The sequence below is a fragment of the Chthoniobacterales bacterium genome, from assembly GCA_036569045.1.
Lineage (GTDB): Bacteria > Verrucomicrobiota > Verrucomicrobiia > Chthoniobacterales > JAATET01 > JAATET01.
This window is the reverse complement of record DATCRI010000017.1, coordinates 23,213-44,690: the sequence shown is the minus strand read 5'-3', so window position 1 is coordinate 44,690 and position 21,478 is coordinate 23,213. Positions and strand designations below refer to the sequence as shown.

Here is a 21,478-nt window from a genome sequence, read left to right as displayed (position 1 = left end):
CAGAAGCGCTTCAACGCCGGCAGAACTGGTATAATGACCGCTCCGCTCAGCGGGATCAAAGGCGCGCGATCCGAGCGCAAAACATGGACGAACGGACGGGGTTCACTCTGCCTGATTGACGGGCATGCGACCCGCCGGAAAATTTCGATTCGAAGGTTGGCCTTTCACGCCGAGGTGCGAGTAGCATTCGCTCGACAAGTGATTCCATGAACTTTGAAGAAATTCTCGAGGAGCGTCGACAGGCCGTCGCTCAATCCATTCGCCCGCTGAGCAGCGCGGAAGTCACTGCACTCGGAGAAAGCCTTTTTCCCCATATGGATGATCCGTGGCGGGAGCGGTTCTTCAATTTTCTGTCAGAAAATCCGGAAGCCTTGATTCATCATGCCGAGTTGCCCGATGGAGTCCAGTTGCTCTACAGCCGCTCGCACAACCGGGGAATCTGGTTCATTCCGGGCAAAGGCATGGGAATTATCCAAACGAGTGGCTTGAAAGCGCTTTCCGAGATTTTCGGCGGGGCAGCCTGAGGCAGAGCCGCCTTCTTCCCGGTCATGCCGTTCATCGCGAGTATCGCGTCCCGCATTTTCGGTCTCGCGGTGGGGCTGGTGCTGCTCATGATCCTGCTGGTGGCCTTCCTGCTCTGGCAGGTCACCGTCCTCAGCAGCGAATTGCAGCAGATCTCCAGTTACTTCGCGCCGCTCGACCGCGTTCTCAACAACCTCAACGAGGTCGGTCTGCGGCGGCGCATCGCCTTTGAGCGGCTGCTGGGAGGATTGACGACTACCGCGGACCGCGCGGAAGCCATTGCCGATGCGTCCAGGAGCTACGAAACATATACCGCTCTTGCGGCCCAGCAGATCGAGAATGCGCAGCAGCTTCTGGCTCACCCGCCGCCCGTTGCCGAAGAGGGCCCCATGCTCATCCGGCTCCGCGCGCTTCTCGACCAGATCGATGCGAGCTTCGAGATCGTCACAACGCGTCAGGCGGAGATTCTTGACCTCGTGCGGAGGGGCGAGCTCTCCCGCGGTGTCGATCTCCTGCGCCTGCTCGACGATTATCAGGCTCTGCTCCAGACCCAGCGCAGCGATGTGCAGAAACTCACGGCGGATATGATCGCCGCCCTGTCAGCAGGATCGGCGCGGAAGCACGCCCACATTTTCTGGACAACGGTGATTGCGACATTCACGTCGGTGCTCCTGGGTCTCACCGTCGCCGCCCTGACCACGCGCCGTCTCGTCGAGCCGGTGCGTTCTCTCATTCGCGGCCTCGCCACCGTCGAGGGAGGGGATCTCAGCATCGAGCTTCCCGTTCGCTCCTCCGATGAAATTGGGCGGCTCACGCAATCGTTCAATTACTTCATTGGCGAACTCCGTCGCAAAGAGGAGCTTCGGCGGACATTTGGAAAATACATCGATCCTCGCATTCTCGATCGGGTGCTGGCGGGCCCGGACGCGGCACCGTTGGCAGGGGAGCGGCAGGTGATGGCGGTTTCCTTCGGAGACCTCGTTGGCTTCACCAACATCGGTGAGCAGCTGACGCCGGCCGGGGTCGTGAATCTTCTCAATCAACACTTCACTCTCCAGGCCGAGGCCATCCAGGCCTGCCATGGCGTGGTCGATAAGTTTATGGGCGATGCGGTGATGGCATTCTGGGGCGATCCGTTTATTGGCGGGGGAAATCGGGCCCTCCTTTCGTGCCGGTCCGCGCTCGCCCAGGTGCGGGCGGTTGAAGAGATTCAGCGCCGGCTTCCCGAGATTACGGGGCTGCGAAAGAATCTGCCCCGCGTGGACGCACGCATCGGCATCAGCACCGGTGAGGTCGTCGTGGGGAACATCGGCTCGGAAAATACGCAGAGTTACACGGTCATCGGCGACAGCGTGAACCTTGCTGCGCGACTCGAGGCCGCAAACCGTTTCTACGGCACCCAGATCTTGATCTGCGAGTCGACGCGGCGGGAGGCTGGCGACGCGATTGTCGCGCGAGAAATCGACACTCTCGTCGTGCATGGAAAGGAAGAGCCGACCACGGCATTTTCCCTTGTCGGACTCCGCGATGAGGTCTCTTTGGATGACCTCAGACTCTGCGAGCATTCGACGACCGCTCTCGCCGCCTACCGCTTGCGCCACTGGGACGACGCTGAGGAGGCGCTTCAGGCCTGTCTGGAGCTGCGTCCTGACGATCGCCCTTCCCTCGTTCTTAAAAACCGTATTCAGAAGCTCCGCGAGAATCCTCCGCCGCCCGATTGGAAGGGTGAATGGGAACTTCATCGGAAGTAGGGCCCAGGGGGACGGCAGGGGGGCCGGCTGCAAATCCGCTTGTCAGATGTCGAGGTGTTCGCCGGCACGCAACCGGCCGCGGGCAGGGCGGTGAGGGGGGGCTGCCCTGAACCGGTGACTTTTCCGCTTCGCCGATCCTGGCCGAGTCGATAGACCCTTCGCATGCTCACAAGGGTGTTCTCCGCGGCGCTTCGAGGCGTCGACGCGCTGGAGGTGACGGTGGAAGTCAACGCCGGCTCGGGCGATCCCGTGCGCGTCGTGGTGGGCCTGCCGGACGCCTCGGTGCGCGAAAGCCGCGACCGCGTGACCACGGCGATCGCCAATAGCGGCCTGCGCTGGCCCCGCCAGCGGACGACCGTGAACCTCGCTCCCGCGGACCTTAAAAAGGAGGGGCCGAGCTTCGATCTGCCCATCGCCATCGGCATGGTGACCGTCGCGGACGGCGCCGACGTCCCGAGGCTCGACCGCTGCCTCATCGCCGGCGAACTCGGTCTCAATGGCGAAGTGCGCCCGATTCGGGGCGCATTGCCGATCGCGCTCGAGGCGCGCCGGCGAGGCAAGAAGGCCGTGATCCTTCCGCTCGCGAACGCCGCCGAGGCGGCGGTGGTTGCCGGCGTCGATGTGTTCGGCGTGCGCAGCCTCCGCGAGGCCTACGAATTCCTCACCCGCCAGAAGGAACTCGCCCCGACGGCGGCCGATTTCGGCGAAGACGCGCCATCCGTCGATGCGCTCGACTTTGCAGAGGTGAAGGGACAGGTGCTCGTGAAACGCGCGATCGAGGTCGCCGTTGCCGGAAACCACGCCCTGTTGTTGATCGGTCCGCCCGGCAGCGGAAAATCGATGCTCTCGAAGCGCATCCCGACGATCATGCCGCCGATCACGCTCGAGGAGGCCATCGAGACCACGAAGGTCCACAGCGTGAGCGGCGCGCTTGCCGGCGACGGCTTCTGTCGCGTGCGCCCGTTTCGCTCGCCGCACCACACCATCTCCGACGTCGGCCTCATCGGCGGCTCCACGAATCCCTCGCCCGGCGAGTTGAGCATGGCCCACAATGGCGTGTTGTTTCTCGACGAACTCCCCGAATTCAAGCGTTCGACGCTGGAGGTCCTGCGCCAGCCGCTCGAGGATCGGAAAGTGACGGTTAGCCGTGCCGCGGGCACGGTCGTTTTCCCGGCGAACGTGATGCTGATCGCGGCGATGAATCCCTGCCCCTGCGGTTATTTCGGCGATCCGAAAAGAGAGTGCCGCTGCTCGCCGCGGCAGGTGGAAAATTACCGGAATCGCATCTCCGGTCCCCTGCTCGACCGCATCGACATCCACGTCGAGACGCCCGCGGTGGAGTTCAGGGATCTCAGCAGCGACGAGCGCGCCGAGCCTTCCGAAGCCATTCGCGAGCGCGTCGTGGCCGCCCGCACCGTGCAGGCGAAACGGTTTTCCAGTGGCCATGCCCGAACGAATGCCGGCATGACCCACGGGCAGCTCAAGACCCACTGCAAGCTCGACGCCGAAGGCACCGAAATGCTCCGCCTCGCGATGACCGAACTCCAGCTCAGCGCCCGCGCCTACGACCGCATCCTGAAAGTCTCGCGCACGATCGCGGATCTCGCGGAGGCCGCAACGATTCGCCCCGAACATGTCGCGGAAGCGATCCAATACCGCACGTTGGATCGCAATCTCTGGCGGTGATCGCGGCACGATAAATAATTGACTGGCCAGTCACTCAAATATATGGCTCGACTCGTGGCCCGTCCGAAAAGCACCGACAAGCGCACCGCTATCATGGACGCGGCTACTCGTGTGATCGTCGCTCAGGGCCTGAGCGCGCCGACCGCGACGATCGCGAAGGAGGCGGGTGTTTCGAACGGCTCGCTATTCACCTATTTCGAGACGAAGGCGGATTTGTTCAACCAGCTCTATCTCGAGATCAAATCCGACATGGCGGCTGCGGCTCTCGCGGATCTCCCGGCAAAAGCCGCGCTTCGCAAGCAAGCGTTCCACGTCTGGTCGAACTGGATGGAGTGGGCCACCTCCAATCCCGGAAAACGCCGCGTGGTGGCGCAGCTGAGTGTTTCGGATCAGATCACGCCGGAGAGCCGCGCCGCCGGCTCCCGGATCATGGCGGGTTTCATCGATTTAATGGAGCAGATGCGGGTCACCGGCTCGCTGCGAAACTCTCCGATGAGTTTTGCCGGTGCGATTATGAACTCTCTCGCCGACGCGACGATGGATTACATGATCAGCGACCCCGCGAATGCGAAGGAGCATTGCAAGGTCGGATTCGAGGCCTTCTGGCGGGCCATTCATTGATTTTTATACCGCAAAATAGAGCGACTGGACAGTCATTTAAAATATGGAAAAGATATCGACGACTCGGAGTATCGCTGGAAACTGGACGTTCGCGGAAATGCCCCCTCAGCATGAGCGGTCGGTCGTCGTGACCGGCACGGGTGGAATCGGATTTCACACGGCCCTGGAGCTCGCGCGTGCGGGTGCGGAGGTAATCATCGCGGGGCGGAATATCCACAAGGGCGCGGAAGCGATCGCGAAGATCCGCAGCGCGGTGCCGGCGGCGAACGTCCGCTTCGAGCGGGTTGATCTGGCCAGCCTCGAGTCCGTGGCGGATTTTGGCGCGAGGCTCCGGAGCCAGCGGGGCAGTCTTGACGTGCTGATCAACAACGCCGCCGTGATGAACCCGCCGAAGCGCCGGGAAACGGCGGACGGGTTCGAGCTGCAGCTAGGCACCAACTATCTCGGCCACTTCGCGCTCACGGCGCAGCTCATGCCGCTGCTGTGCGAGGGGGCGCATCCGCGAGTGGTCACGCTGTCGAGCATTGCCGCACGCGGCGGGGCGATCCGTTTCGACGATCTGCAGGCGGAGCGGAGCTATCGGCCGATGCGATCCTACAGCCAATCGAAGCTGGCATGCCTGATGTTTGCGCTGGAACTCCAGCGGCGGAGCGAGGCGGGGCGGTGGGGCGTCGCCAGCATCGCCGCGCACCCCGGCATATCGCGCACCGATCTCATCCACAACGGCGCCGGACGCAGGAGTTTTCAGGGAGTGGCGCGCAGCCTCCTGTGGTTTCTTTTTCAGCCTGCGTCCCACGGAGCATGGCCCTCGCTGTTCGCCGCTACCTCGCCGGATGCGAGGGGAGGCGGCTACTACGGGCCGGCGGGCTTCGCGGAAATGCGAGGCGCGCCCACGGAGGCGGTGATTCCGAAACAAGCGCTCGATGTCGAGGCGGCGTCCCGGCTGTGGGAAATCTCCGGGCGCCTCTCGGGCGTGACGATCCCGGCATCCGCTTGGAGATTGCCGTGAAGACACCATCCCTTCGCGTTCCCGGGGCGCGGAAGTCGCAGACGCCTACCTTTCGGGATGGCGGGCCGGCGCCGCGCTGACGGTGCTGTTTCTCGTCAGCGTGCTTTGCCAGATCGACCGAATTCTTCCCTTCATCCTTGCGGAGTCGATCAAGACCGACCTGGGGCTCAGCGACACGCAGCTCGGCCTCATGACGGGCGTCGCATTCGCCGTCTGATTCACGTTGATGGCGCTGCCACTGGCCCGGTGGGCTGATCGCGGCGCGCCCCAAGTCGTTTTGATCGCCTGCATCCTGGTATGGAGCGTGATGGCCGCACTCCCGGAGGACTGGCCGCGAGCTTTCTGGCTCTCTCCCTCGCGCGTTTCGGGGGTCGCCTTCGGCGAGGCGGGCGCGGTTCCCGCGAGTCACGCGTTGATCGCCCGGAAGATCAGGCCCAAGAACCCGGGGGATGGCAATCGGGATCTACTCCATGGGCCTTCCGATCGGAGCGATGCTCGGATTCGCGGTGGGCGGTCGCATCGGCGACACGCACGGATGAAGGGCTGCAATGTTCGGGGCTGACGCGACGGGTATTCTGATCGCTCTGCCCGTCGGAGTGTGGATCGGAGCGACGCCGGCGATGGCCCGCACGGCGGGACAAGGCGAGCCGTTCCTACGGTCGAGTCGCTGGTTGCTCGTCTCGCCCGCATTTCGCCGGTTGTTCATCGGAGCGGGGGGGCTCGGCTTTGCGTCCGCGCCGTTTTACGCCTTCGCCGCGCCGCTCCTGATTCGCCCCTATGGATACACGGCGAGCGAGGTGGGGCTGACATTTGGCCTGCTCCAGGGGACCTTGGGAACCGTCGGAACGCTGCTCGGCGGGCGCGGGTTCGATCGGGCTGTCCGATCTGGCGCCCACGGCCCCCTTCGGGCACCGGCGGTGCTCTTCCTCGTTGCGAGCGTGGCGACATTTGCGGCGCTGTTCGCGCCAGCGGGGTGGATGGCCATCTTGCTGTTTGTGCCCGGGATGCTGTCGTTTGCATTCCTTCTTCCCTGGGCTTTCGGCACCGCGCATCGGGTGGCCGGGCCGGGAAAGCAGGCAAAGGCCTCCAGCCTTGTGCTGATCGGCTCGACGCTCCTGGGCCCTGCCCTCGGCCCGCTCTTCGTCGGCATGATCAGCGACGCGACGCGCACATCCCAAAACTCCAACGGTCTCAAATGGGGGCTGTTGCTCGTCCCGGTTTCGAGTGCCCTTTCCGGGCTCGCACTCTTCGTTGCTAATAGCCAGCTGATAAAACCCGATTGTCCTTCAAGCGACGGCGTTACTCCGCGGGATTTAAAAACCGAAGTTCTCGGATGCGGCGGCAATATCTCCGCCTGAGAATCGACTTCGTGCTTACGACCGCATTCTCAAAGTCGCGCGCACGATCGCCGACCTCGCAGAGTCCCCAGCGATTGGAACGGAACATCTCGCCGAGGCGATCCGATACCGCACGTTGGATCGGAATCTTTGGCGGTGATCCACAGTCCTCGCAAACGGTAAGCGGGAACTGAGCACTGTATTTTCTGGCGTTGCTTCATTCGTGCAAAGTTCTGTGTAAGAAATCGCCCCGGCGGGCTCCCAATAAGGAAAAGGCAAATTGATGACACCCGCCGAGCAACAGGCCCCGTTTCGAACAATGGATGCGCGACCACGCCGCCATCCTGCACCGTGTGGTGAACGCCTTTTCCGAACCGTCCGATCGCTACGATCTCCTGCAGGAATTGACCCTGGCCGTCTGGAATGCCATTCCTGCCTTCCGTGGCCACGCCAGCGCTTCGACTTTCATTTATCGTGTCTCCCACAATGCCGCGATGATGTGGCGGCGCAGCCAGCGGACTTACCAACGAAAAATCGCGACCTTTGAGGCATTTGCCTCGAACGAGCCTGCTCCCGAGCAACGGGAGCAAGATCGTGAGCGCCTCGAGTGCATTTATGCGGCCATCCGACTGCTACCTCCGGCGGATCGCTCCCTTATTCTCCTCTCCCTCGACGGCGTGAGTTACCGCCACATGGCCGACATCCACGGCCTTTCCGAGAGCAATGTTGGAGTTCGCCTGAAACGAATCCGCGAACGCCTTGCCACACTTTTGAACCAAGACCCATCATGAACGACGCCGACATTCACTCCGCCTGGACTTCCCCCGCCAATCAGATCGATCCCCTCACGGCCTCTCGTCTGACGAAGTCGCTCGCCCGCCGACTGCGCCGTCAACGCATGGTTGGCTTAGTGTGGCTCGTCTGGACCGCGCTTCTGGTTATATTCATCACCGCCCGGACGGCGTGGTGGGTAGCGCATAGCGAAAAATTCCAGGCCGCGACCGACTGGATATTGCTGCCCCTTATTCTTCCCCTTTGGTTTGTGCTCGCTTTCTTCTGGCACAGTTTTCTCGTCCGCGGCAATGCCGCTGCCAAAGCGAACCGGTCGATCGTGGATGCTTTGCGCGAAACTCTGGCCGAAAATCACGCGTCTCGCACTAGGCATAGGGTGATCGCCTTCCTTCAACTGGCCTTCGCCATCAGCTTGCCTTTCATGCTTCACCAACTTGCCGCGACCGGAAAGATCGAGGCACGTGACCTCGGATTCATGGCTCTTTTGTTCGCCGTCGCGCTTGCTTTGGGAGGCGGACTGGTCGCTGAGCGATATTTCCGCGTTCTGCTTCCCGAACGAAATCGAGTGGAGACGTTGCTCCACAGTTACGAACAGTCCCCGAGCCTGGAGCGGTCGAACGAAACCTGCTGAGTGCGATCTCCATCTGAAAGTCCGATCCACGCCTACGACCGAATCCTCAAATTCGCCCGCACGATCGTCGACCTTGCGGAATTCTCCGCGATTCGCTCCGGGCACCCCGCGGAGGTCATCCCGTATCGCACGCTGGATTGGAGTCTCTGGCGGGAGAATTTCAGGAGGATCGGGCGGATGAGCGAAGCCGCTCGCGATAGCGATCCTCTGCCGGCTCTTTCGGAATGCGGTTTCCGGACTTGCCGCCTACCGCCAGTGAATCGCCGCGAAGACGTATTCCGATTCGTAGATCGCCGGCAGGCAGTCGACGTAGGCGCGCCACAGCGGGGGCACCCCGGCGTCGCGACAGGGCCATTCCACGGAAATGTCGCGCGAATAGGCATTCCACAATCCGAACGTTGCGCCCGGCGTCTTCACTCCGGCCACTTTCACGTATTCGTTCATCAGGACAAGGGCCTCCGCCCCATGCTCGGCGCCCTCTCGCACGGCGGCGCGGGCGGCCTGCATGGGATTCGCTCCCGAGGCGCAATGAACGATGCCCATGATCTCGTAGGGCCGATTGGGAGGGCCGGAATAAATCGGCAGTCGGAGGCAGGAATTCATCATCGCACGACTCCCCGGGGTGCCGGGCACGGCGCCGCCCGGCAGCGGCGCGAAGGTTGCCGTGGCGCATCCGGTCAGAGCGAGCGCGAGAACCAGTGCGGCGAGCCCCATCGCGCGGATCCCTAAACCCGACGGCTCGAACTCAGCATGCTGCCGCGGCCGGATTCGCGGGGAGACGGGCGATTTCATCGGCGCCATACTGGCGGCGATTCCTCCCCGTGCGCAAGTGCGCTTCGAGGCGATGCTCGCCATTTCGCGCTCGGAATTTGCAGCAGAACACGGGAGCATCGCCCGCATGGGCGACCCGGCGAAAGACGAGGAGTTTTACCGCGACACGCACAACATCGCGTTCCCGAAGCTGACCGATCACCAGCTCGCGCAGCTCGAGCCGCTTGGCCGCCGGCGCATCGTGCGGCGGGGCGAGAAGGTTTTCTGCGCCGGCCAGCGCGACCTGCCGATGACGGTCGTTCTTTCCGGCGAGCTCGAGGCCTACGAGTCGCGCGAGGGCGAGGAGCAGATTCTCGCGAATCCCGGCCCGCGCGATTTCGTGGGCGATGTGAGCATGCTCAACGGCACGTCCGCCGTCGCCAGCGTGCGTGGCAGCGCCGAGGAATCCGAGATCCTGGAAATTCCTGCCACCGCGATCCGCCGTGCGCTCGCGGAACTGCCGGGCGTCGGCGAACCGATCGTTCAGGCGTTCATCATGCGGCGAAAGCGGCTGCAGCGGGATTGCGAGTTCGCGGGCCTGCGCATCGTGGCCCACAGCGGCTGCCGCACGGCGCATCGCATGCACGACTTCCTCGACAAGAATCACATCCCGCACCGGCTCATTCCCTCCGACGAGCCGGAGGGCCGCGCGCTGTGCGAGCGGTTGCGGTTCGCGGACGCCGCGCTGCCTATCCTCATCGCGAACAACGGCTCCACGCTCAGCCAGCCGTCGCTCCGCGAGATCGCGCAGGTTGCCGGCCTGCTCCGCCCGCTTGCCGAGGACGGGGCGAACGAGGTGTTTTGCGATCTCGCGATCGTCGGCGCCGGCCCCGCGGGCCTGTCGGCGGCGGTGAACGCGGCATCCGAGGGGCTCAACACCGTCGTTCTCGAAAGCTATGCGCCGGGCGGGCAGGCCGGCATGTCGTCGCTCATCGAAAATTTTTTCGGCTTCCCGACCGGCATCAGCGGCGGTGATCTCACGAACCTCGCGCAGCTCCAGGCGCACCGGTTCGGCGCGAAGTTCACCACGCCCTCGCAGGCGCTTTCGCTCTCGTTCCCCGGTGGCGAATACCGCGCCGCGCTGCGTATCGACGGCTGCATGGCGACGCTGCGCGCGAAGACGGTGATCGTTTCCACCGGCGCGGATTACAACCGCATCGGCGCCGAGGGCCGGGAAAAATTCGACGGCATGGGCGTCTATTACGCGGCGACGGTGATGGAGGCGCAGGCCTGCCGCGGCGCGACCGTCATCGTCGCCGGCGGCGGCAACTCCGCCGGCCAGGCCGCGATGTTTCTTTCCGAGATTGCGAGCAAGGTGCTGCTGGTCATTCGCGGAGACACCCTTGCGAAAAGCATGTCGAGCTACCTCTCGCGACGCGTGGAGATGAAGGAAAACATCGAGATCATGTATCGCACCGAGATTCGCCGAATGGATGGCGACGTGCGGCTGCGGAGCGTGGAACTGGAGGACGTGGCGACCGGTGCGCGCCGCGTCGTCGAGACGCCGGCCGTGTTTTCGATGATCGGCGCGAAGCCGTGCACGAGCTGGCTGCCGCCCGAGATCCTGCGAGACGCGCGCGAGTTCATCCTCACCGGGCCCGCGGTCGCAAGCACACCCACCTGGCAGGCCGAGGGGCGTCCGCCGGGGGCGATGGAGACGAGCGTGCCGGGCATCTTCGCCGCGGGAGACGTGCGGTCGGGGTCCGTGAAGCGCTGCACGGCCGCGGTGGGCGAGGGGGGCATGGCCATCGAGGGCGTTCACCAGGTGCTCGGCACCTACGCGTGAGCGAATCGTCCTTCCGCAGCCGTCGTCAACTCGCCGCCGCGAGACAGTCCTCCAGTTTGTCGAAGGAGCCGGTCCAGCCTATCGTCATGCCGTCCCGGGCGCTGGCGAAGACGGCGATTTCCTCGGCGGTCGCGGGGCCGAAGGGCTCCCACGTCACCGTCACGCGCGTCCGGCTGGCATCCTCGGCAGCAAAGGTCACCGTCGTGAGCATCGTTTCGGGCCACATCGGCGCCATGGGGTGGCGCGACACGCCACCGTGCTCGTCGCTGAATTGCTGCGTGTAGACGAAGCGGTCGGGCGGGCGGATTTCCCGGTATTCGGCACGCCCATACATCGTGATCTGGCCGTTCGTCATGCGGTAGAACGAGCGGCCGCCCGGGCGGATGTCGGCCTCGAGGAATTCCATCGTGAAACCCTGCGGCGGCAGCCACCGCGCGACGTGGGCGGGATCGGTCCACATTGCGAACATCACCTCGAGCGGCGCGTCGAACGTGCGATTGATGACGAACTTCTCCACGCCACCTTCCGCCTTCGCGAGATACTCCGCGAGGCGATCCCAGGTCGTGTTGCCGCCGGCTTTCCTGATGAATTTCGCAGTTTCCGCGGCAGCCTCCGGCGTCGCCAGCGCCATGGTGAAGTCCATCGTCGTCTTCCCGGCCGTCTCGCGGAAGAATACGGTCACCCGGAAGAGCGGCGGCCGGTCGTCGTTGCCGCCGTGGTCGTAGACGAGCTTCGCGCATTCCTCGACCTCGTGGTAGAGCGTCTTGTTCTCGTAGTCCGTGCCGTCCGGCCCGTGCATCGTGTAGGCCCAGTGCCCGCCGGGGCGGAGGTCCTTGCTGTGCGTCGTGATGGTGAATCCTCGCGGACCCCACCACTGCGCGACCTGCGCCGGGTCGGTCCACGCATCCCAGACGAGCCGCACGGGGGCGTCGTAAACGCGGATGAGCTTCAGTTCGTTCGATGGGGCGGGGGTGGTCATGGTGCGGGATCCTTTGGAGGTGGGGTGGCGGTGACGGTCTTCAAATACGTGTCGAGGCGATCGAACCGCTCCTCCCAGAGCATGCGATAGGGCTCCATCCACTCGTCGACGGGACGGAGTGCCTCGGGATTCAGCATGCACGGCCGCCACTGGGCGTCGCGGGTCTTCGTAATGAGCCCGGCCTTCTCGAGGACCTTCACGTGCTTGGTGATCGCCGGAAGACTCATCCGCTTCAGGAATGGACGGCCGAGGTCCGAGATGCTGGCTGCGCTCTGCGAGAGTCGGGCAAGCATGGCCCGGCGCGTGGGGTCCGCCAGCGCGGAGAAGGTCAGGCTCAGGGTGTCTTCCATGGAAAGGAGATTGTAATTAACTGAATGGTTAAATAAGGCATCGACGCTGACCCGTCAATGGTGATTCCCCGTGGCCGGGCTTCCCTTGGAGCGGGCGATGCGATACGTCCTGCGGATCTTTCGATTCGCATCCGCCATCCATGATCGTTCGCGCGTTCAGCTTCGCCTTCCTTGTCCTCGTGGCTTCGAGCCTGGCGCAGACGTCCGCGCCGGTTGCTGACTTCAAGAGCGAGGCCCTCGCGAAGTCGGTTTCGATTCCGTCGAACACCGAGAAAAAATGGTCCTTCGCGATCGAGCCCTATGGATGGACACCGGGCCTGAATGGTGACGTCGGACTGTACGGCATCGCGCCGGTGCATCTCGACATCGACACGATCTCGGTGCTGCGCATGCTGAAGTGGGCCGTCTTTGCGAAGGCCGAGGTGCGCTACGGCCGGTGGGGACTGCTCAGCGACGGATTTTTCGTCGATTTGCAGACGGACAAGGGCACCCCCGGGCCGCTCTACACGAACGCAACCGTCGGCGTAGAGCAAGGCCTCGCGCAGCTCGCGCTCGCCTACCGCCTGTGGGAGGATCGGCGCGGGTTCGTCGAGCTCTACGCCGGAGCGCGCTACAATTACCTCGGCCTGAATGTCGCCCTCGCCAGGGACTCGGCCGGCATCGCCCAGGTCGGCGAGAAATCCACCGACCTCATTTTCGAAAGACTGGGCGATCGCGTCCGCACGGCGGTCGAGCCCCGCGCGGCCCAGCTGGCCGGGCAGGTCAGCGCGGGCGTGGCGCAGGCTCGAACCGCCGTTTCGGCGCAACTCGTCGCGCTCGACCAGCAGATCCGCACGGCGATTCGCAACGGCTCGCAGGCGCAGATCGCGCAGCTCCAGGCGAGGCAGACGGAATTGACCGCGAACCTCCAGCAGCAGGTTGCCGCGGGCGCCGCGCGGCTGGACGGTCTGCGCGACCTGGCCGTGACCGCCATCGGGCAGGAGCTCGGATCGCGGCTCGTCGCGAAATGGGCCGACGTGCCGCGCGCGGCGCGAAAACTCCTCAAGGACCGGGCGCTCGAGCGGATCATGAGCCCCGATCGCGGCGAATTCGTTCGCCTCGTGCAGGCCGAGGCCGAGCAGCGCATCGCCGTGGCGAAGGTGCAGGTCGAGCAACGTCTCCGTCGGCAGCTTGTCGACACCGCCCGGCAGCGGCTTGCCGCCGCGGAGCAAGTGCTGGCCGAGACCCTCCGGAGCAAGGCCGAAAACGTGCGCCGGCAGCGGGAGAACGCGCGCCAGCTGGTCGCGACGTCCCGCTCGCAGCTGGCCGCCGCCCGCCGGCAGCTCGGCGCCATTTCTCTCGATACATCGAGACTCGGCGGAAAGGTCGCCGAGGCGAAGAAGCAGCTCGCGAAGGCCATCTCCGACTCACTCGAGGAGAATCTGCCCACCGGTGGCGGTGGCGACCGCTGGTGGGTGGACCCGATTGTCGGCGTGCGCGCGCAGGTCAATATTACCCGCTGGCTTTACCTTGCGACGCAATGCGACGTCGGCGGCTTCGGCGCCGGATCGGAGATTGCCTGGAACCTCAACGGCACGGCCGGCATCAACTGGACGCGCAGTTTCTTCACCGAGGCCGGCTGGCGCTACTACTACCTCGACTACGAAAGCTCCGGCGTCGTTTACCAGATGGCGGAATCGGGTCTCTTCGTCGGCGCGGGCCTGAAGTTTTGAAGCGTTCGTCGGGGGGCTCCGCCCGCACCGTCCTCCTCCTCGCGCTTTTCGCTGCAGGGTGCGCGTGCGCCGCGGAAAAGGCGGCTGACATCCCGGCGACATGGGCCTTCGAGCCCACGGTTCCAGGTTCCGCAAAGCCTCCCGGCCCTGCGCCCGAGGGCATGGTGTGGATCCCCGGCGGCGAATTTTCCATGGGCGCGGATGGCATCGTCGCCAGCACGGGCGAGTCCTGCTGCACGATGAACACCGTCGTCGACACCGTGCCGATTCATCGCGTTGCGGTCGACGGCTTCTGGATGGATGCGACCGAGGTGACCAACGCCCAGTTTGCGAAATTCGTCGAGGCGACCGGCTACCGGACCCTCGCCGAGATCGCGCCGATGCAGGAGGAATTCCCCACCGCTCCGCCGGAGAATCTTGTCGCGGGTTCCGTCGTTTTCGTGCCCACCGACGGCCCCGTTCCGCTCGACAACCACTTCCAATGGTGGACCTACGTGCACGGCGCAGACTGGCGGCACCCCGAGGGCCCGCAGAGCAGCATCAAGGGCCGTGAGAACGATCCCGTCGTCCAGATCGCGTATTCCGACGCCGTCGCCTACGCAAAATGGGCTGGCAAGCGCCTGCCGACCGAAGCGGAATGGGAATTCGCCGACCGCGGCGGACTATCGGGCAAGATTTTCGCCTGGGGCGACGAGTTCAAACCCGGCGGCAAGTTCATGGCGAACACCTACCAGGGAAAATTCCCGGTCAGGGATATCGGAGAGGACGGCTTCGTCGGGATCTCCCCGGTGAAATCGTTTCCGCCAAACGCCTACGGCCTCTACGACATGACCGGCAATGTCTGGGAATGGGCCAGCGACTGGTATCGTCCCGATTACTACGCCACGCTCGCGGCCGCCGGGAAGGTTGCGCGCAATCCGCCCGGGCCGGAAAGCTCCTTCGACCCCAGCGAGCCCGGCCAGCCAAAGCGCGTGCAGAAAGGCGGCTCCTTCCTCTGCACGGACCAATATTGCTCCCGCGACATCGCCGGCACCCGCGGCAAGGGCGACCCAAACACGGGCACGAACCACCTCGGCTTCCGCTGCGTGAAGGATCCGGCGGCCTCACGATAGCCGTTGAACGGCATCGGAAGGTTTACGAACCGGTGATGAAGGTCGCGGCCGTCAGTCGAACTTCGTCAGGACTTCGATCACCAGCGGACCGTCGAGCAGATCGGGAAAGCGCGCCGCGATTTCCAGGAAGTGGGGCGTCTGCATGTGGGCATCCAGCGCGGCCTGGCTGTCCCAGATTTCATCGACGAAGAATTTCCCCGGCAGGTTCGACTCGTAGGGAACGTATTGCCGGCAGCCAGGCTCCGCCAGCGTGGGCGCCACGAGGGACTCGATGCCGCGGCGGACATCCGCCTCGCGGCCGGGCTTTGCGGTGATCTGGGCAAGAATGTGGAGTTCGGACATGGAGCGGAGCGTGGGGGAATCCCTGCGCGCGAACAAGCCGGCGCTCCCGAGGAGTCGAAATCTTTGTCGCGGACGAGACTCTCGACTAGGTTGAGTTCGACCCTCATGAGCGCCCCACGTTGTCTTCTCGCCCTCCTGCTCCTTTCCGCCGCGAGCGCCCCGGCCGGAGAGCATCGCAATGCGATCCCGCCGCGCCTGCAATGGGAGGCCAACGGCGGCTATTGCGGCGAAGTTTCGCTCATCAGCGCCGGCCTATATTTCGGCCAGTATCTCTCGCAATACGACGCCCGCATCTGCGCGATCGGCCGCACGCCGCAGGACAGGGGCGAGCTTCTGCTCGGCGTGAACGACGTCCGGGCCGCCGATCGCATGCATCTGAAATCCGTGACCTGGGACGACCGCCGCACGGCTTCGCCGGCCCGGTTCTTGCAATGGGTAAAGCGACAGGTGCTGCGCGGTCGGCCGGTCGCCATCGGCGTCTACAACAACGAGTTCAAACTCTACGGCCGCCGCGCCGCCTCGGCCGGCGATCCGCAATACGACCACATCGTGCCCGTCTCGCGCATCCGTTCGCAGGCGCCGCTCCACAGCCGGCGCTACCACGGCACGGACCGCGTCACCTTCTCCGACAACGGCCTCTGGGGCACCCGCCACTTCCGCTATTTCTTCCCCGCGACGTTCGCGAAATTCCCGGGAAACCGCGCGCAGGCCAACGATCCGCGCGGGCCGATTTACCGGCTGCCTGACTACGGCCGCAACTTCGGCATCGCCATCCTCGGCGTGAAGGATCGCGACGGCGACACCCTGCCCGTGCGCGTGGCGACCAATCGCAATGACGAGGTGCCCGCGATGGCGCGCCATTCCACCGACCGGCCGAAGCCGATGCCACTCACGCTCACGGTCACCGTCTCGGGGCTCGTTCCCGGCGTCGCTTACCGACTTTACCGCTACGATGACCTGGCCAGCATTCCCGAGCACGATTTCAACGCCGCCGCCGGAAAGGCTGCGCAGGTGTGGGATCTCAAAATCACCGCCGGTTCCGCGTTCACGTTGCGGCAGGACATTCTTTCCGACGAGGTGGCCGCCTATCGATGCGTGCCCGCCTCCGCCCGTTGATGGGGGCAATTTCGCTTCGGCGAAGCGCTCCATTTCTGATCGCCTAAAGCCATGAGTCGTTTTCAAAAAGGCCAGCGCTGGATCAACGAGTCCGAGCCCGAGCTGGGCGTCGGCGTCGTGGTCGACGTGGCGCCCGGTCGCGTGTTCCTGCTCTTCCGCGTGAGCAACACGCTGCGCCAATACGCCACCGAATCCGCGCCGATCAAACGCGTGGAGTTCCGCCCCGGCGACACGATCAAGACGCACACCGGCGAGTCGCTCGTCGTCGAGAGCGTCGCCACGCGCGACGATGGCGTGCTGCTCTATCGCGGCGCGGACCGCGAAGTTCCCGAGATCGACCTCGCCGACACGCTGAGCTTTTCGAAGCCCGAGGACCGGTTGTTCGCTGGCCAGACGGACGAAAATGCCGCGTTCGATCTGCGGCTCGAGGCCCTGCGCCGTCGTCACCAGATTCGCCACGCGCCCGTGCGCGGTCTGCTCGGGGCGCGCATCGAGCTCATCCCGCACCAGCTTTTCGTCGCGCAGGAAGTCGCCGCCCGCGCCCTGCCACGCGTGCTGCTCGCCGACGAGGTCGGACTCGGCAAGACGATCGAGGCCTGCCTGGTGCTGCACCGGCTGTTTCGCAGCGGCCGGGCGAGGCGCATCCTCGTGCTCGTGCCGGAGCCTCTGGTGCATCAATGGTTCGTCGAGCTGCTGCGCCGCTTCAATCTGCTCGTGAGCATCTTCGACGAGGAGCGGTGCCTCGCCATCGAGGCCGGCGATCCCGCCGCGAATCCGTTTCTCGACGACCAGCTCATCCTGTGCCCGATCTCCCTGCTGGCCGCCGACGAACGCCGCGCGCGGCAGGCGGCCGAGGCGGGCTGGGACCTCGTCGTCGTGGACGAGGCGCACCATCTCGAATGGACGCCAGAGGCGGCGAGTCCGGAATACGCCGCCGTCGAGGCGATCGCCGGTGGGACGTCCGGCCTGATTCTGCTCACCGCCACCCCGGAGCAGCTTGGCACGGAAGGGCATTTCGCCCGGCTGCGTTTGCTCGATCCCGATCGCTACCGCGACTTTGCGCAATTCCAGGCCGAACGAGCCGACTACCGCCGCCCGGCCGCGATTGCGGCCAGATTGCTCGATGGGAAGAAGCTGACCGCCGCCGACGGCAAGGTCCTGCGGGAAATCTGCGGGGCCGACCCCGTGCGGCTGGAGGCCCGGCTGGCCGCGGTGAAGACGGGTGACCTCGCCGCGCGCGACGCACTCGTCGAGGAATTGCTCGATCAGCATGGCACCGGCCGCGTGATGTTTCGAAACACCCGGGCTGCGATCAAGGGCTTCCCCAGGCGGCGCGCGTTTCTCGAGCCGTTGCCCGCGGCGGAGGGCGACCTCGCCGCCGAATGGGCGGCCGACCGCGATCCCGAGGGGCGGGTTTACAAGCTGAAGGGCGATCCGCGGGTCGAGTGGCTGATCGCGTTTCTCGCGAAGAAGCGAAAGGCGAAGGTCCTGCTGATCTGTCGCACCCGGGAAAAGGTCCTCGCCCTCGAGAAGGCGCTGCGCGACCGCGTGAAGGTGAAGATCGGCCTGTTTCACGAGGACCTCACGCTCCTCCAGCGCGACCGCAACGCGGCGTGGTTTGCCGAAGAAGATGGGGCGCAGTTGCTCATCTGCTCCGAGATCGGCAGCGAGGGCCGGAACTTCCAGTTCGCGCATCATCTTGTGCTCTTCGACCTGCCGGAGAATCCGGAATTGCTCGAGCAGCGCATCGGCCGCCTCGACCGCATCGGGCAGACCGAGACGATCGCGATCCATGTGCCGTTTCCGCAGGGCAGTCCGCTCGAGGGGCTCGCGCGCTGGTATCACGAGGGGCTGGAGGCCTTCGAGCGGCCGCTCGAGGGAGGCCGCGAGATCGTTGCGAAGTTCGGCGCCCGGCTCGCCGAGGCGCTCGAGTCCTCGATCCCGAAGACGCTTCTCGAGGAGGCGCGGTCCTTTCGCGCGGAGCTTGCGAAGAATCTCGAACAGGGGCAGGACCGCCTGCTCCAGATGAATTCCTGCCGGCCGGAGGCGGCGAGGGAGATCGTCGCGCAGATCGCGGCCATCGACCGGGATTCGGCCCTCGATGCCTTTGCGCTGCGTATCTTCGATCACTTCGGCGTGCAGGTCGAGGAGCTGGCGGCGCGGACGTGGCTCGTGATTCCCGCTCATCTCACGACGGATGCCTTTCCCGAACTGCCGGAAGAGGGCCTCACGCTCACGGCAGACCGCGCCCGCGCGCTCAGCCGCGAAGAAATCGGCTTCCTCACGTGGGACCATCCCATCCTCACCGGCGCGATCGATCTGTTGCTCGGCAGCGAGCAGGGGAACAGCGCGTTTGCCCGGTGGACGGATGGCGGCGACCCGGGAATTTTTCTCGAGGCGATCTATGTCGTCGAACCGGTCGCGCCGCCCGAGCTCCATGCCGACCGCTTTCTGCCGCCGACGCCGTTTCGCGTGGTCGTCGATGCGCGGGGAGAAGATGTCTCCGCCGACATCGCGCCGGACGCCGCGGACCTCGAGCCGGGGCCGATTTTCCAGCTCCTCGACAATCGCCGTATCAGGCAGAAGCTCCTGCCCGACATGCTCGAGCGCAGTCGCGAGCATGCCACTGCGCGCAGCGAGGCGATCGCGCAAACGGCCACGGAGAAAATGCAGACGCTCCTTCGCCATGAAATCGAGCGGCTGCGGGATCTGCAGCGCGTGAACGATCACGTGCGCGAGGACGAGATCACGGTGCTCGAGACGCAGGCCGCCGAGCTGGCGGCGCGCATCGAGGAAGCGCCGCTGCGGCTCGACTCCGTGCGGCTGATCTGGCGGGCGGAATAAAAAAAACGCCCCGGTTCGAGAACCGGGACGTTCGGATAAATCAGGTCGTCGGGTGACGACGGGTGATTAGTAGCGGCGATTACCGCCGTCGCGACCACCGCGATTACCGCCACCGCCGAAGCTCTTGCGGGGACCGCCTTCTTCGCGAGGACGGGCTTCGTTGACGGTGAGGCTGCGGCCGTCGACTTCCTTGCCGCTGAACTGCGAAATCGCCGCCTGCGCTTCCGCGTCGGACGACATGGTGACGAAGGCGAAGCCCCGGGAGTTGCCCGTTTCGCGATCGGAGACGAGCGCGGCTTCGCTCACGCTGCCTGCGGATGCGAAGAGGCTCTTGAGATCGCTCTCGGTGGTGTTGAAGGAGAGGTTTCCGACGTAGAGTTTGCTGCCCATAGTTGTGGTGTTCTTTTGCATGATCGAGTCTTCGCCGCGGATTCCGTTAATCGGATACGAGTCGCCACAGGAAGGGTCATGGCCGGGGCCACTCTGCAAACACTACTAGCTATCTACCTACGCCCAAAAGGGGCTCTGCACTGCGACGCCACCTGATCAGGTATTCGCCAATGTGCAATGGAAATCATGGATGCCCAGAGTTCGCTGGCATGCAAACGCTCGTCGTTCGGCGGTCGGGATGTTACTGCTCGCGCATGAAGAGACTGGTTGTGGCGTTGGCAGTTCTGGCGGCGGGAAGTTTGCGGGGTGATCCGGCTCCGGAGGTGGCCGCTGGCTATCGGCCGGTGATCCAGGTCACGCCGCTGCTCAAGACGATGACGACGTCCGCAGGGCAGCCGATCGTTTATCCGAAGGTCGACGATGCCCAAGTGACGGCGGTGCGCGTGGTGATCCCGCCGGGTGCGGAGACCGGTTGGCATCGGCATCCGTTTCCCTGCTACGGCTACATCCTCTCGGGCAATCTGGTCGTCGAGATGGAGGGCGGCAAGGTCGAGAAGCTTTCGGCCGGGCAGGCGCTGGCGGAATCCGTCGACGTGCTGCATAACGGGCGCAATGTCGGCACGGAGCCAGTGACGCTGGTGATGTTCGTGACCGGCGAGAAGGACAAGCCTTTCACCGTGAAGGCGGAGCCCCCCGCGGGTGCAAACTAAGTTCCACGCTGGCGACTGGCAGCGGCTGCGGACGCTGCGGGATCGATTCCTCACCGACGCGAGCGAGGAGTATTGGACGGCGCGCGATCTCGAACTCTACGACGCGGCGTTCGCCCCGCGCATCGGCTGGAAATGGGACGGAGTGCTTGGGAGTCTGGACCGCGCGAAGTGGCGGCCGCAGTCGGCGCGTCTGCTCGATTGGGGCTGCGGCACGGGGATCGCGGCGCGAACGGTCGCGGCCTGGAGCGGTATTCGTGACGTGGAGGTTTTCGACCAGTCGCCGCTGGCGATGAATTTTGCCGCCGCGCGTCTGCGAGACGCCGGGCTGAACGTGCGCGCGGCTGCCGAGGGCAATGCGGTGGATCCCGGCACGCTGCTCGTGCTCAGCCATGTGGCCGGCGAGCTCGATGACGCCGAGCTGGGCAGGCTGGCCGCGTTTGCCGCGACGGCGGAGGAGATCATCTGGGTCGAGCCGGGGGCGCGCGACGTGAGCCGTCGCCTTGGCGAGGCGCGGGAGGTCCTGCGGGCGGCGGGGCATCGGTTCGCCACGCCCTGCACGCATCAGCTGGCGTGCCCGATGCTCGAGCCAGAGAACGAGCGGCACTGGTGTCACTTCTTCGCGAAGCCTCCGACGGAGGTCTTCCAATCGCCGTTCTGGCGCGAGGTTTCGACCCGCGTCGAGATCGACCTGCGCAGCCTGCCCTACAGTTTCGTCGCTGCGTCGCGACGGGAGATTCCCGCTCTGGTGGAGGATGCGGAACGGCTGATCGGGCATCCGCGGGAGCTGAAGGCGCACTGCAAGCTGCTCTGTTGCGGGAGGGAAGGCTTGAACGAGCGCACGCTGCAAAAACGGGACGCGCCGGAGCTTTACCGGCAAATTACGAAGAAGGGCGCCGATGGTGTCTTCCAATGGAAACGCGATCCGGGACGACCGGATCGCGTTTGCGGGGGGCGCCTCGCGGACGCTCTGTAGGATTG

21 protein-coding genes are annotated in these 21,478 nt (G+C 64.9%); 16 read left to right on the top strand and 5 right to left on the bottom strand.

Going from position 1 to position 21,478, the window contains the following annotated elements; all coding sequences use genetic code 11:
* Positions 1-206 precede the first annotated feature (206 nt).
* The 9 genes from VIM61_04350 (at position 207) to VIM61_04310 (ending at position 8,349) form a co-directional block, all read left to right on the top strand.
* Positions 207-524, top strand: coding sequence for a hypothetical protein (locus VIM61_04350; protein HEY8899619.1), 318 nt, complete (start codon positions 207-209; stop codon positions 522-524).
* A gap of 24 nt (positions 525-548) precedes the next feature.
* Positions 549-2,273 carry an adenylate/guanylate cyclase domain-containing protein gene (locus tag VIM61_04345; GenBank protein ID HEY8899618.1) on the top strand — a complete coding sequence of 575 codons (1,725 nt, stop codon included), beginning with the start codon at positions 549-551 and terminating at the stop codon, positions 2,271-2,273.
* Between the two features lie 162 nt (positions 2,274-2,435).
* Positions 2,436-3,959 (top strand): YifB family Mg chelatase-like AAA ATPase, encoded by a 1,524-nt coding sequence (locus tag VIM61_04340; protein HEY8899617.1) that lies wholly within the window; start codon positions 2,436-2,438, stop codon positions 3,957-3,959.
* Between the two features lie 54 nt (positions 3,960-4,013).
* Positions 4,014-4,580 carry a TetR/AcrR family transcriptional regulator gene (locus tag VIM61_04335; GenBank protein ID HEY8899616.1) on the top strand — a complete coding sequence of 189 codons (567 nt, stop codon included), beginning with the start codon at positions 4,014-4,016 and terminating at the stop codon, positions 4,578-4,580.
* 43 nt (positions 4,581-4,623) lie between these two features.
* Positions 4,624-5,589, top strand: a complete 966-nt coding sequence (locus tag VIM61_04330) for an SDR family oxidoreductase (protein HEY8899615.1) — start codon at positions 4,624-4,626, stop codon at positions 5,587-5,589.
* A gap of 82 nt (positions 5,590-5,671) precedes the next feature.
* Positions 5,672-5,806, top strand: a complete 135-nt coding sequence (locus VIM61_04325) for a hypothetical protein (GenBank protein ID HEY8899614.1) — start codon at positions 5,672-5,674, stop codon at positions 5,804-5,806.
* Positions 5,807-6,506: 700 nt separating this feature from the next.
* Positions 6,507-6,947 carry a hypothetical protein gene (locus VIM61_04320; GenBank protein ID HEY8899613.1) on the top strand — a complete coding sequence of 147 codons (441 nt, stop codon included), beginning with the start codon at positions 6,507-6,509 and terminating at the stop codon, positions 6,945-6,947.
* A gap of 302 nt (positions 6,948-7,249) precedes the next feature.
* Complete coding sequence (locus VIM61_04315; GenBank protein HEY8899612.1) at positions 7,250-7,717, top strand: sigma-70 family RNA polymerase sigma factor; 468 nt, start codon at positions 7,250-7,252, stop codon at positions 7,715-7,717.
* Positions 7,714-8,349 carry a hypothetical protein gene (locus VIM61_04310; GenBank protein HEY8899611.1) on the top strand — a complete coding sequence of 212 codons (636 nt, stop codon included), beginning with the start codon at positions 7,714-7,716 and terminating at the stop codon, positions 8,347-8,349. Before VIM61_04315 ends, VIM61_04310 begins: the two co-directional genes overlap by 4 nt.
* A 246-nt stretch (positions 8,350-8,595) precedes the next feature.
* On the opposite strand, the gene VIM61_04305 is transcribed toward VIM61_04310, so the two are convergent.
* Complete coding sequence (locus VIM61_04305) at positions 8,596-9,063, bottom strand: hypothetical protein (protein ID HEY8899610.1); 468 nt, start codon at positions 9,061-9,063, stop codon at positions 8,596-8,598.
* 184 nt (positions 9,064-9,247) lie between these two features.
* On the opposite strand from VIM61_04305, the gene VIM61_04300 reads away from it, so the two are divergent.
* A complete protein-coding gene (locus VIM61_04300) occupies positions 9,248-10,945 on the top strand; it encodes an FAD-dependent oxidoreductase (GenBank protein HEY8899609.1) in 1,698 nt (565 codons plus the stop codon).
* Between the two features lie 25 nt (positions 10,946-10,970).
* On the opposite strand, the gene VIM61_04295 is transcribed toward VIM61_04300, so the two are convergent.
* Together VIM61_04295 and VIM61_04290 are read right to left on the bottom strand one after the other, a co-directional pair.
* Positions 10,971-11,924: an SRPBCC family protein gene (locus VIM61_04295; GenBank protein ID HEY8899608.1), complete on the bottom strand. Its 954-nt coding sequence runs from the start codon at positions 11,922-11,924 to the stop codon at positions 10,971-10,973.
* Positions 11,921-12,274: a metalloregulator ArsR/SmtB family transcription factor gene (locus VIM61_04290; GenBank protein ID HEY8899607.1), complete on the bottom strand. Its 354-nt coding sequence runs from the start codon at positions 12,272-12,274 to the stop codon at positions 11,921-11,923. The genes VIM61_04295 and VIM61_04290 overlap by 4 nt, the downstream gene beginning before the upstream one ends.
* A 140-nt stretch (positions 12,275-12,414) precedes the next feature.
* On the opposite strand from VIM61_04290, the gene VIM61_04285 reads away from it, so the two are divergent.
* Both VIM61_04285 and VIM61_04280 read left to right on the top strand, forming a co-directional pair.
* Positions 12,415-13,986, top strand: coding sequence for a hypothetical protein (locus VIM61_04285; GenBank protein HEY8899606.1), 1,572 nt, complete (start codon positions 12,415-12,417; stop codon positions 13,984-13,986).
* The gene (locus tag VIM61_04280; protein HEY8899605.1) at positions 13,983-15,098 is read left to right on the top strand and encodes a formylglycine-generating enzyme family protein; all 1,116 of its coding nucleotides are present in this window, start codon (positions 13,983-13,985) and stop codon (positions 15,096-15,098) included. Before VIM61_04285 ends, VIM61_04280 begins: the two co-directional genes overlap by 4 nt.
* A 51-nt stretch (positions 15,099-15,149) precedes the next feature.
* On the opposite strand, the gene VIM61_04275 is transcribed toward VIM61_04280, so the two are convergent.
* Positions 15,150-15,440 (bottom strand): putative quinol monooxygenase, encoded by a 291-nt coding sequence (locus VIM61_04275; GenBank protein HEY8899604.1) that lies wholly within the window; start codon positions 15,438-15,440, stop codon positions 15,150-15,152.
* A 105-nt stretch (positions 15,441-15,545) separates the two neighbouring features.
* On the opposite strand from VIM61_04275, the gene VIM61_04270 reads away from it, so the two are divergent.
* On the top strand, positions 15,546-16,556 hold the full coding sequence (locus VIM61_04270) for a hypothetical protein (protein HEY8899603.1): 1,011 nt from the start codon (positions 15,546-15,548) through the stop codon (positions 16,554-16,556).
* 51 nt (positions 16,557-16,607) lie between these two features.
* Positions 16,608-19,400 carry an RNA polymerase-associated protein RapA gene (gene rapA, locus VIM61_04265; protein HEY8899602.1) on the top strand — a complete coding sequence of 931 codons (2,793 nt, stop codon included), beginning with the start codon at positions 16,608-16,610 and terminating at the stop codon, positions 19,398-19,400.
* Positions 19,401-19,466: 66 nt separating this feature from the next.
* Here rapA and VIM61_04260 read toward each other — a convergent pair whose 3' ends face one another.
* A complete protein-coding gene (locus VIM61_04260; protein ID HEY8899601.1) occupies positions 19,467-19,811 on the bottom strand; it encodes an RNA-binding protein in 345 nt (114 codons plus the stop codon).
* Between the two features lie 233 nt (positions 19,812-20,044).
* Between VIM61_04260 and VIM61_04255 the strand changes: the two genes are divergently transcribed.
* Both VIM61_04255 and VIM61_04250 read left to right on the top strand, forming a co-directional pair.
* Complete coding sequence (locus tag VIM61_04255) at positions 20,045-20,500, top strand: cupin domain-containing protein (GenBank protein ID HEY8899600.1); 456 nt, start codon at positions 20,045-20,047, stop codon at positions 20,498-20,500.
* Positions 20,490-21,473: a small ribosomal subunit Rsm22 family protein gene (locus VIM61_04250; GenBank protein HEY8899599.1), complete on the top strand. Its 984-nt coding sequence runs from the start codon at positions 20,490-20,492 to the stop codon at positions 21,471-21,473. The genes VIM61_04255 and VIM61_04250 overlap by 11 nt, the downstream gene beginning before the upstream one ends.
* Positions 21,474-21,478: the final 5 nt, after the last annotated feature.

Bases quoted from the DNA above. Each gene is read 5' to 3' on its own strand.
- VIM61_04350 (HEY8899619.1), top strand. From the start codon at position 207: ATGAACTTTGAAGAAATTCTCGAGGAGCGTCGACAGGCCGTCGCTCAA.
- VIM61_04345 (HEY8899618.1), top strand. From the start codon at position 549: ATGCCGTTCATCGCGAGTATCGCGTCCCGCATTTTCGGTCTCGCGGTG.
- VIM61_04340 (HEY8899617.1), top strand. From the start codon at position 2,436: ATGCTCACAAGGGTGTTCTCCGCGGCGCTTCGAGGCGTCGACGCGCTG.
- VIM61_04330 (HEY8899615.1), top strand. From the start codon at position 4,624: ATGGAAAAGATATCGACGACTCGGAGTATCGCTGGAAACTGGACGTTC.
- VIM61_04315 (HEY8899612.1), top strand. From the start codon at position 7,250: ATGCGCGACCACGCCGCCATCCTGCACCGTGTGGTGAACGCCTTTTCC.
- VIM61_04310 (HEY8899611.1), top strand. From the start codon at position 7,714: ATGAACGACGCCGACATTCACTCCGCCTGGACTTCCCCCGCCAATCAG.
- VIM61_04305 (HEY8899610.1), bottom strand. From the start codon at position 9,063: ATGGGGCTCGCCGCACTGGTTCTCGCGCTCGCTCTGACCGGATGCGCC.
- VIM61_04300 (HEY8899609.1), top strand. From the start codon at position 9,248: ATGGGCGACCCGGCGAAAGACGAGGAGTTTTACCGCGACACGCACAAC.
- VIM61_04295 (HEY8899608.1), bottom strand. From the start codon at position 11,924: ATGACCACCCCCGCCCCATCGAACGAACTGAAGCTCATCCGCGTTTAC.
- VIM61_04290 (HEY8899607.1), bottom strand. From the start codon at position 12,274: ATGGAAGACACCCTGAGCCTGACCTTCTCCGCGCTGGCGGACCCCACG.
- VIM61_04285 (HEY8899606.1), top strand. From the start codon at position 12,415: ATGATCGTTCGCGCGTTCAGCTTCGCCTTCCTTGTCCTCGTGGCTTCG.
- VIM61_04275 (HEY8899604.1), bottom strand. From the start codon at position 15,440: ATGTCCGAACTCCACATTCTTGCCCAGATCACCGCAAAGCCCGGCCGC.
- VIM61_04270 (HEY8899603.1), top strand. From the start codon at position 15,546: ATGAGCGCCCCACGTTGTCTTCTCGCCCTCCTGCTCCTTTCCGCCGCG.
- rapA (HEY8899602.1), top strand. From the start codon at position 16,608: ATGAGTCGTTTTCAAAAAGGCCAGCGCTGGATCAACGAGTCCGAGCCC.
- VIM61_04260 (HEY8899601.1), bottom strand. From the start codon at position 19,811: ATGCAAAAGAACACCACAACTATGGGCAGCAAACTCTACGTCGGAAAC.
- VIM61_04255 (HEY8899600.1), top strand. From the start codon at position 20,045: ATGAAGAGACTGGTTGTGGCGTTGGCAGTTCTGGCGGCGGGAAGTTTG.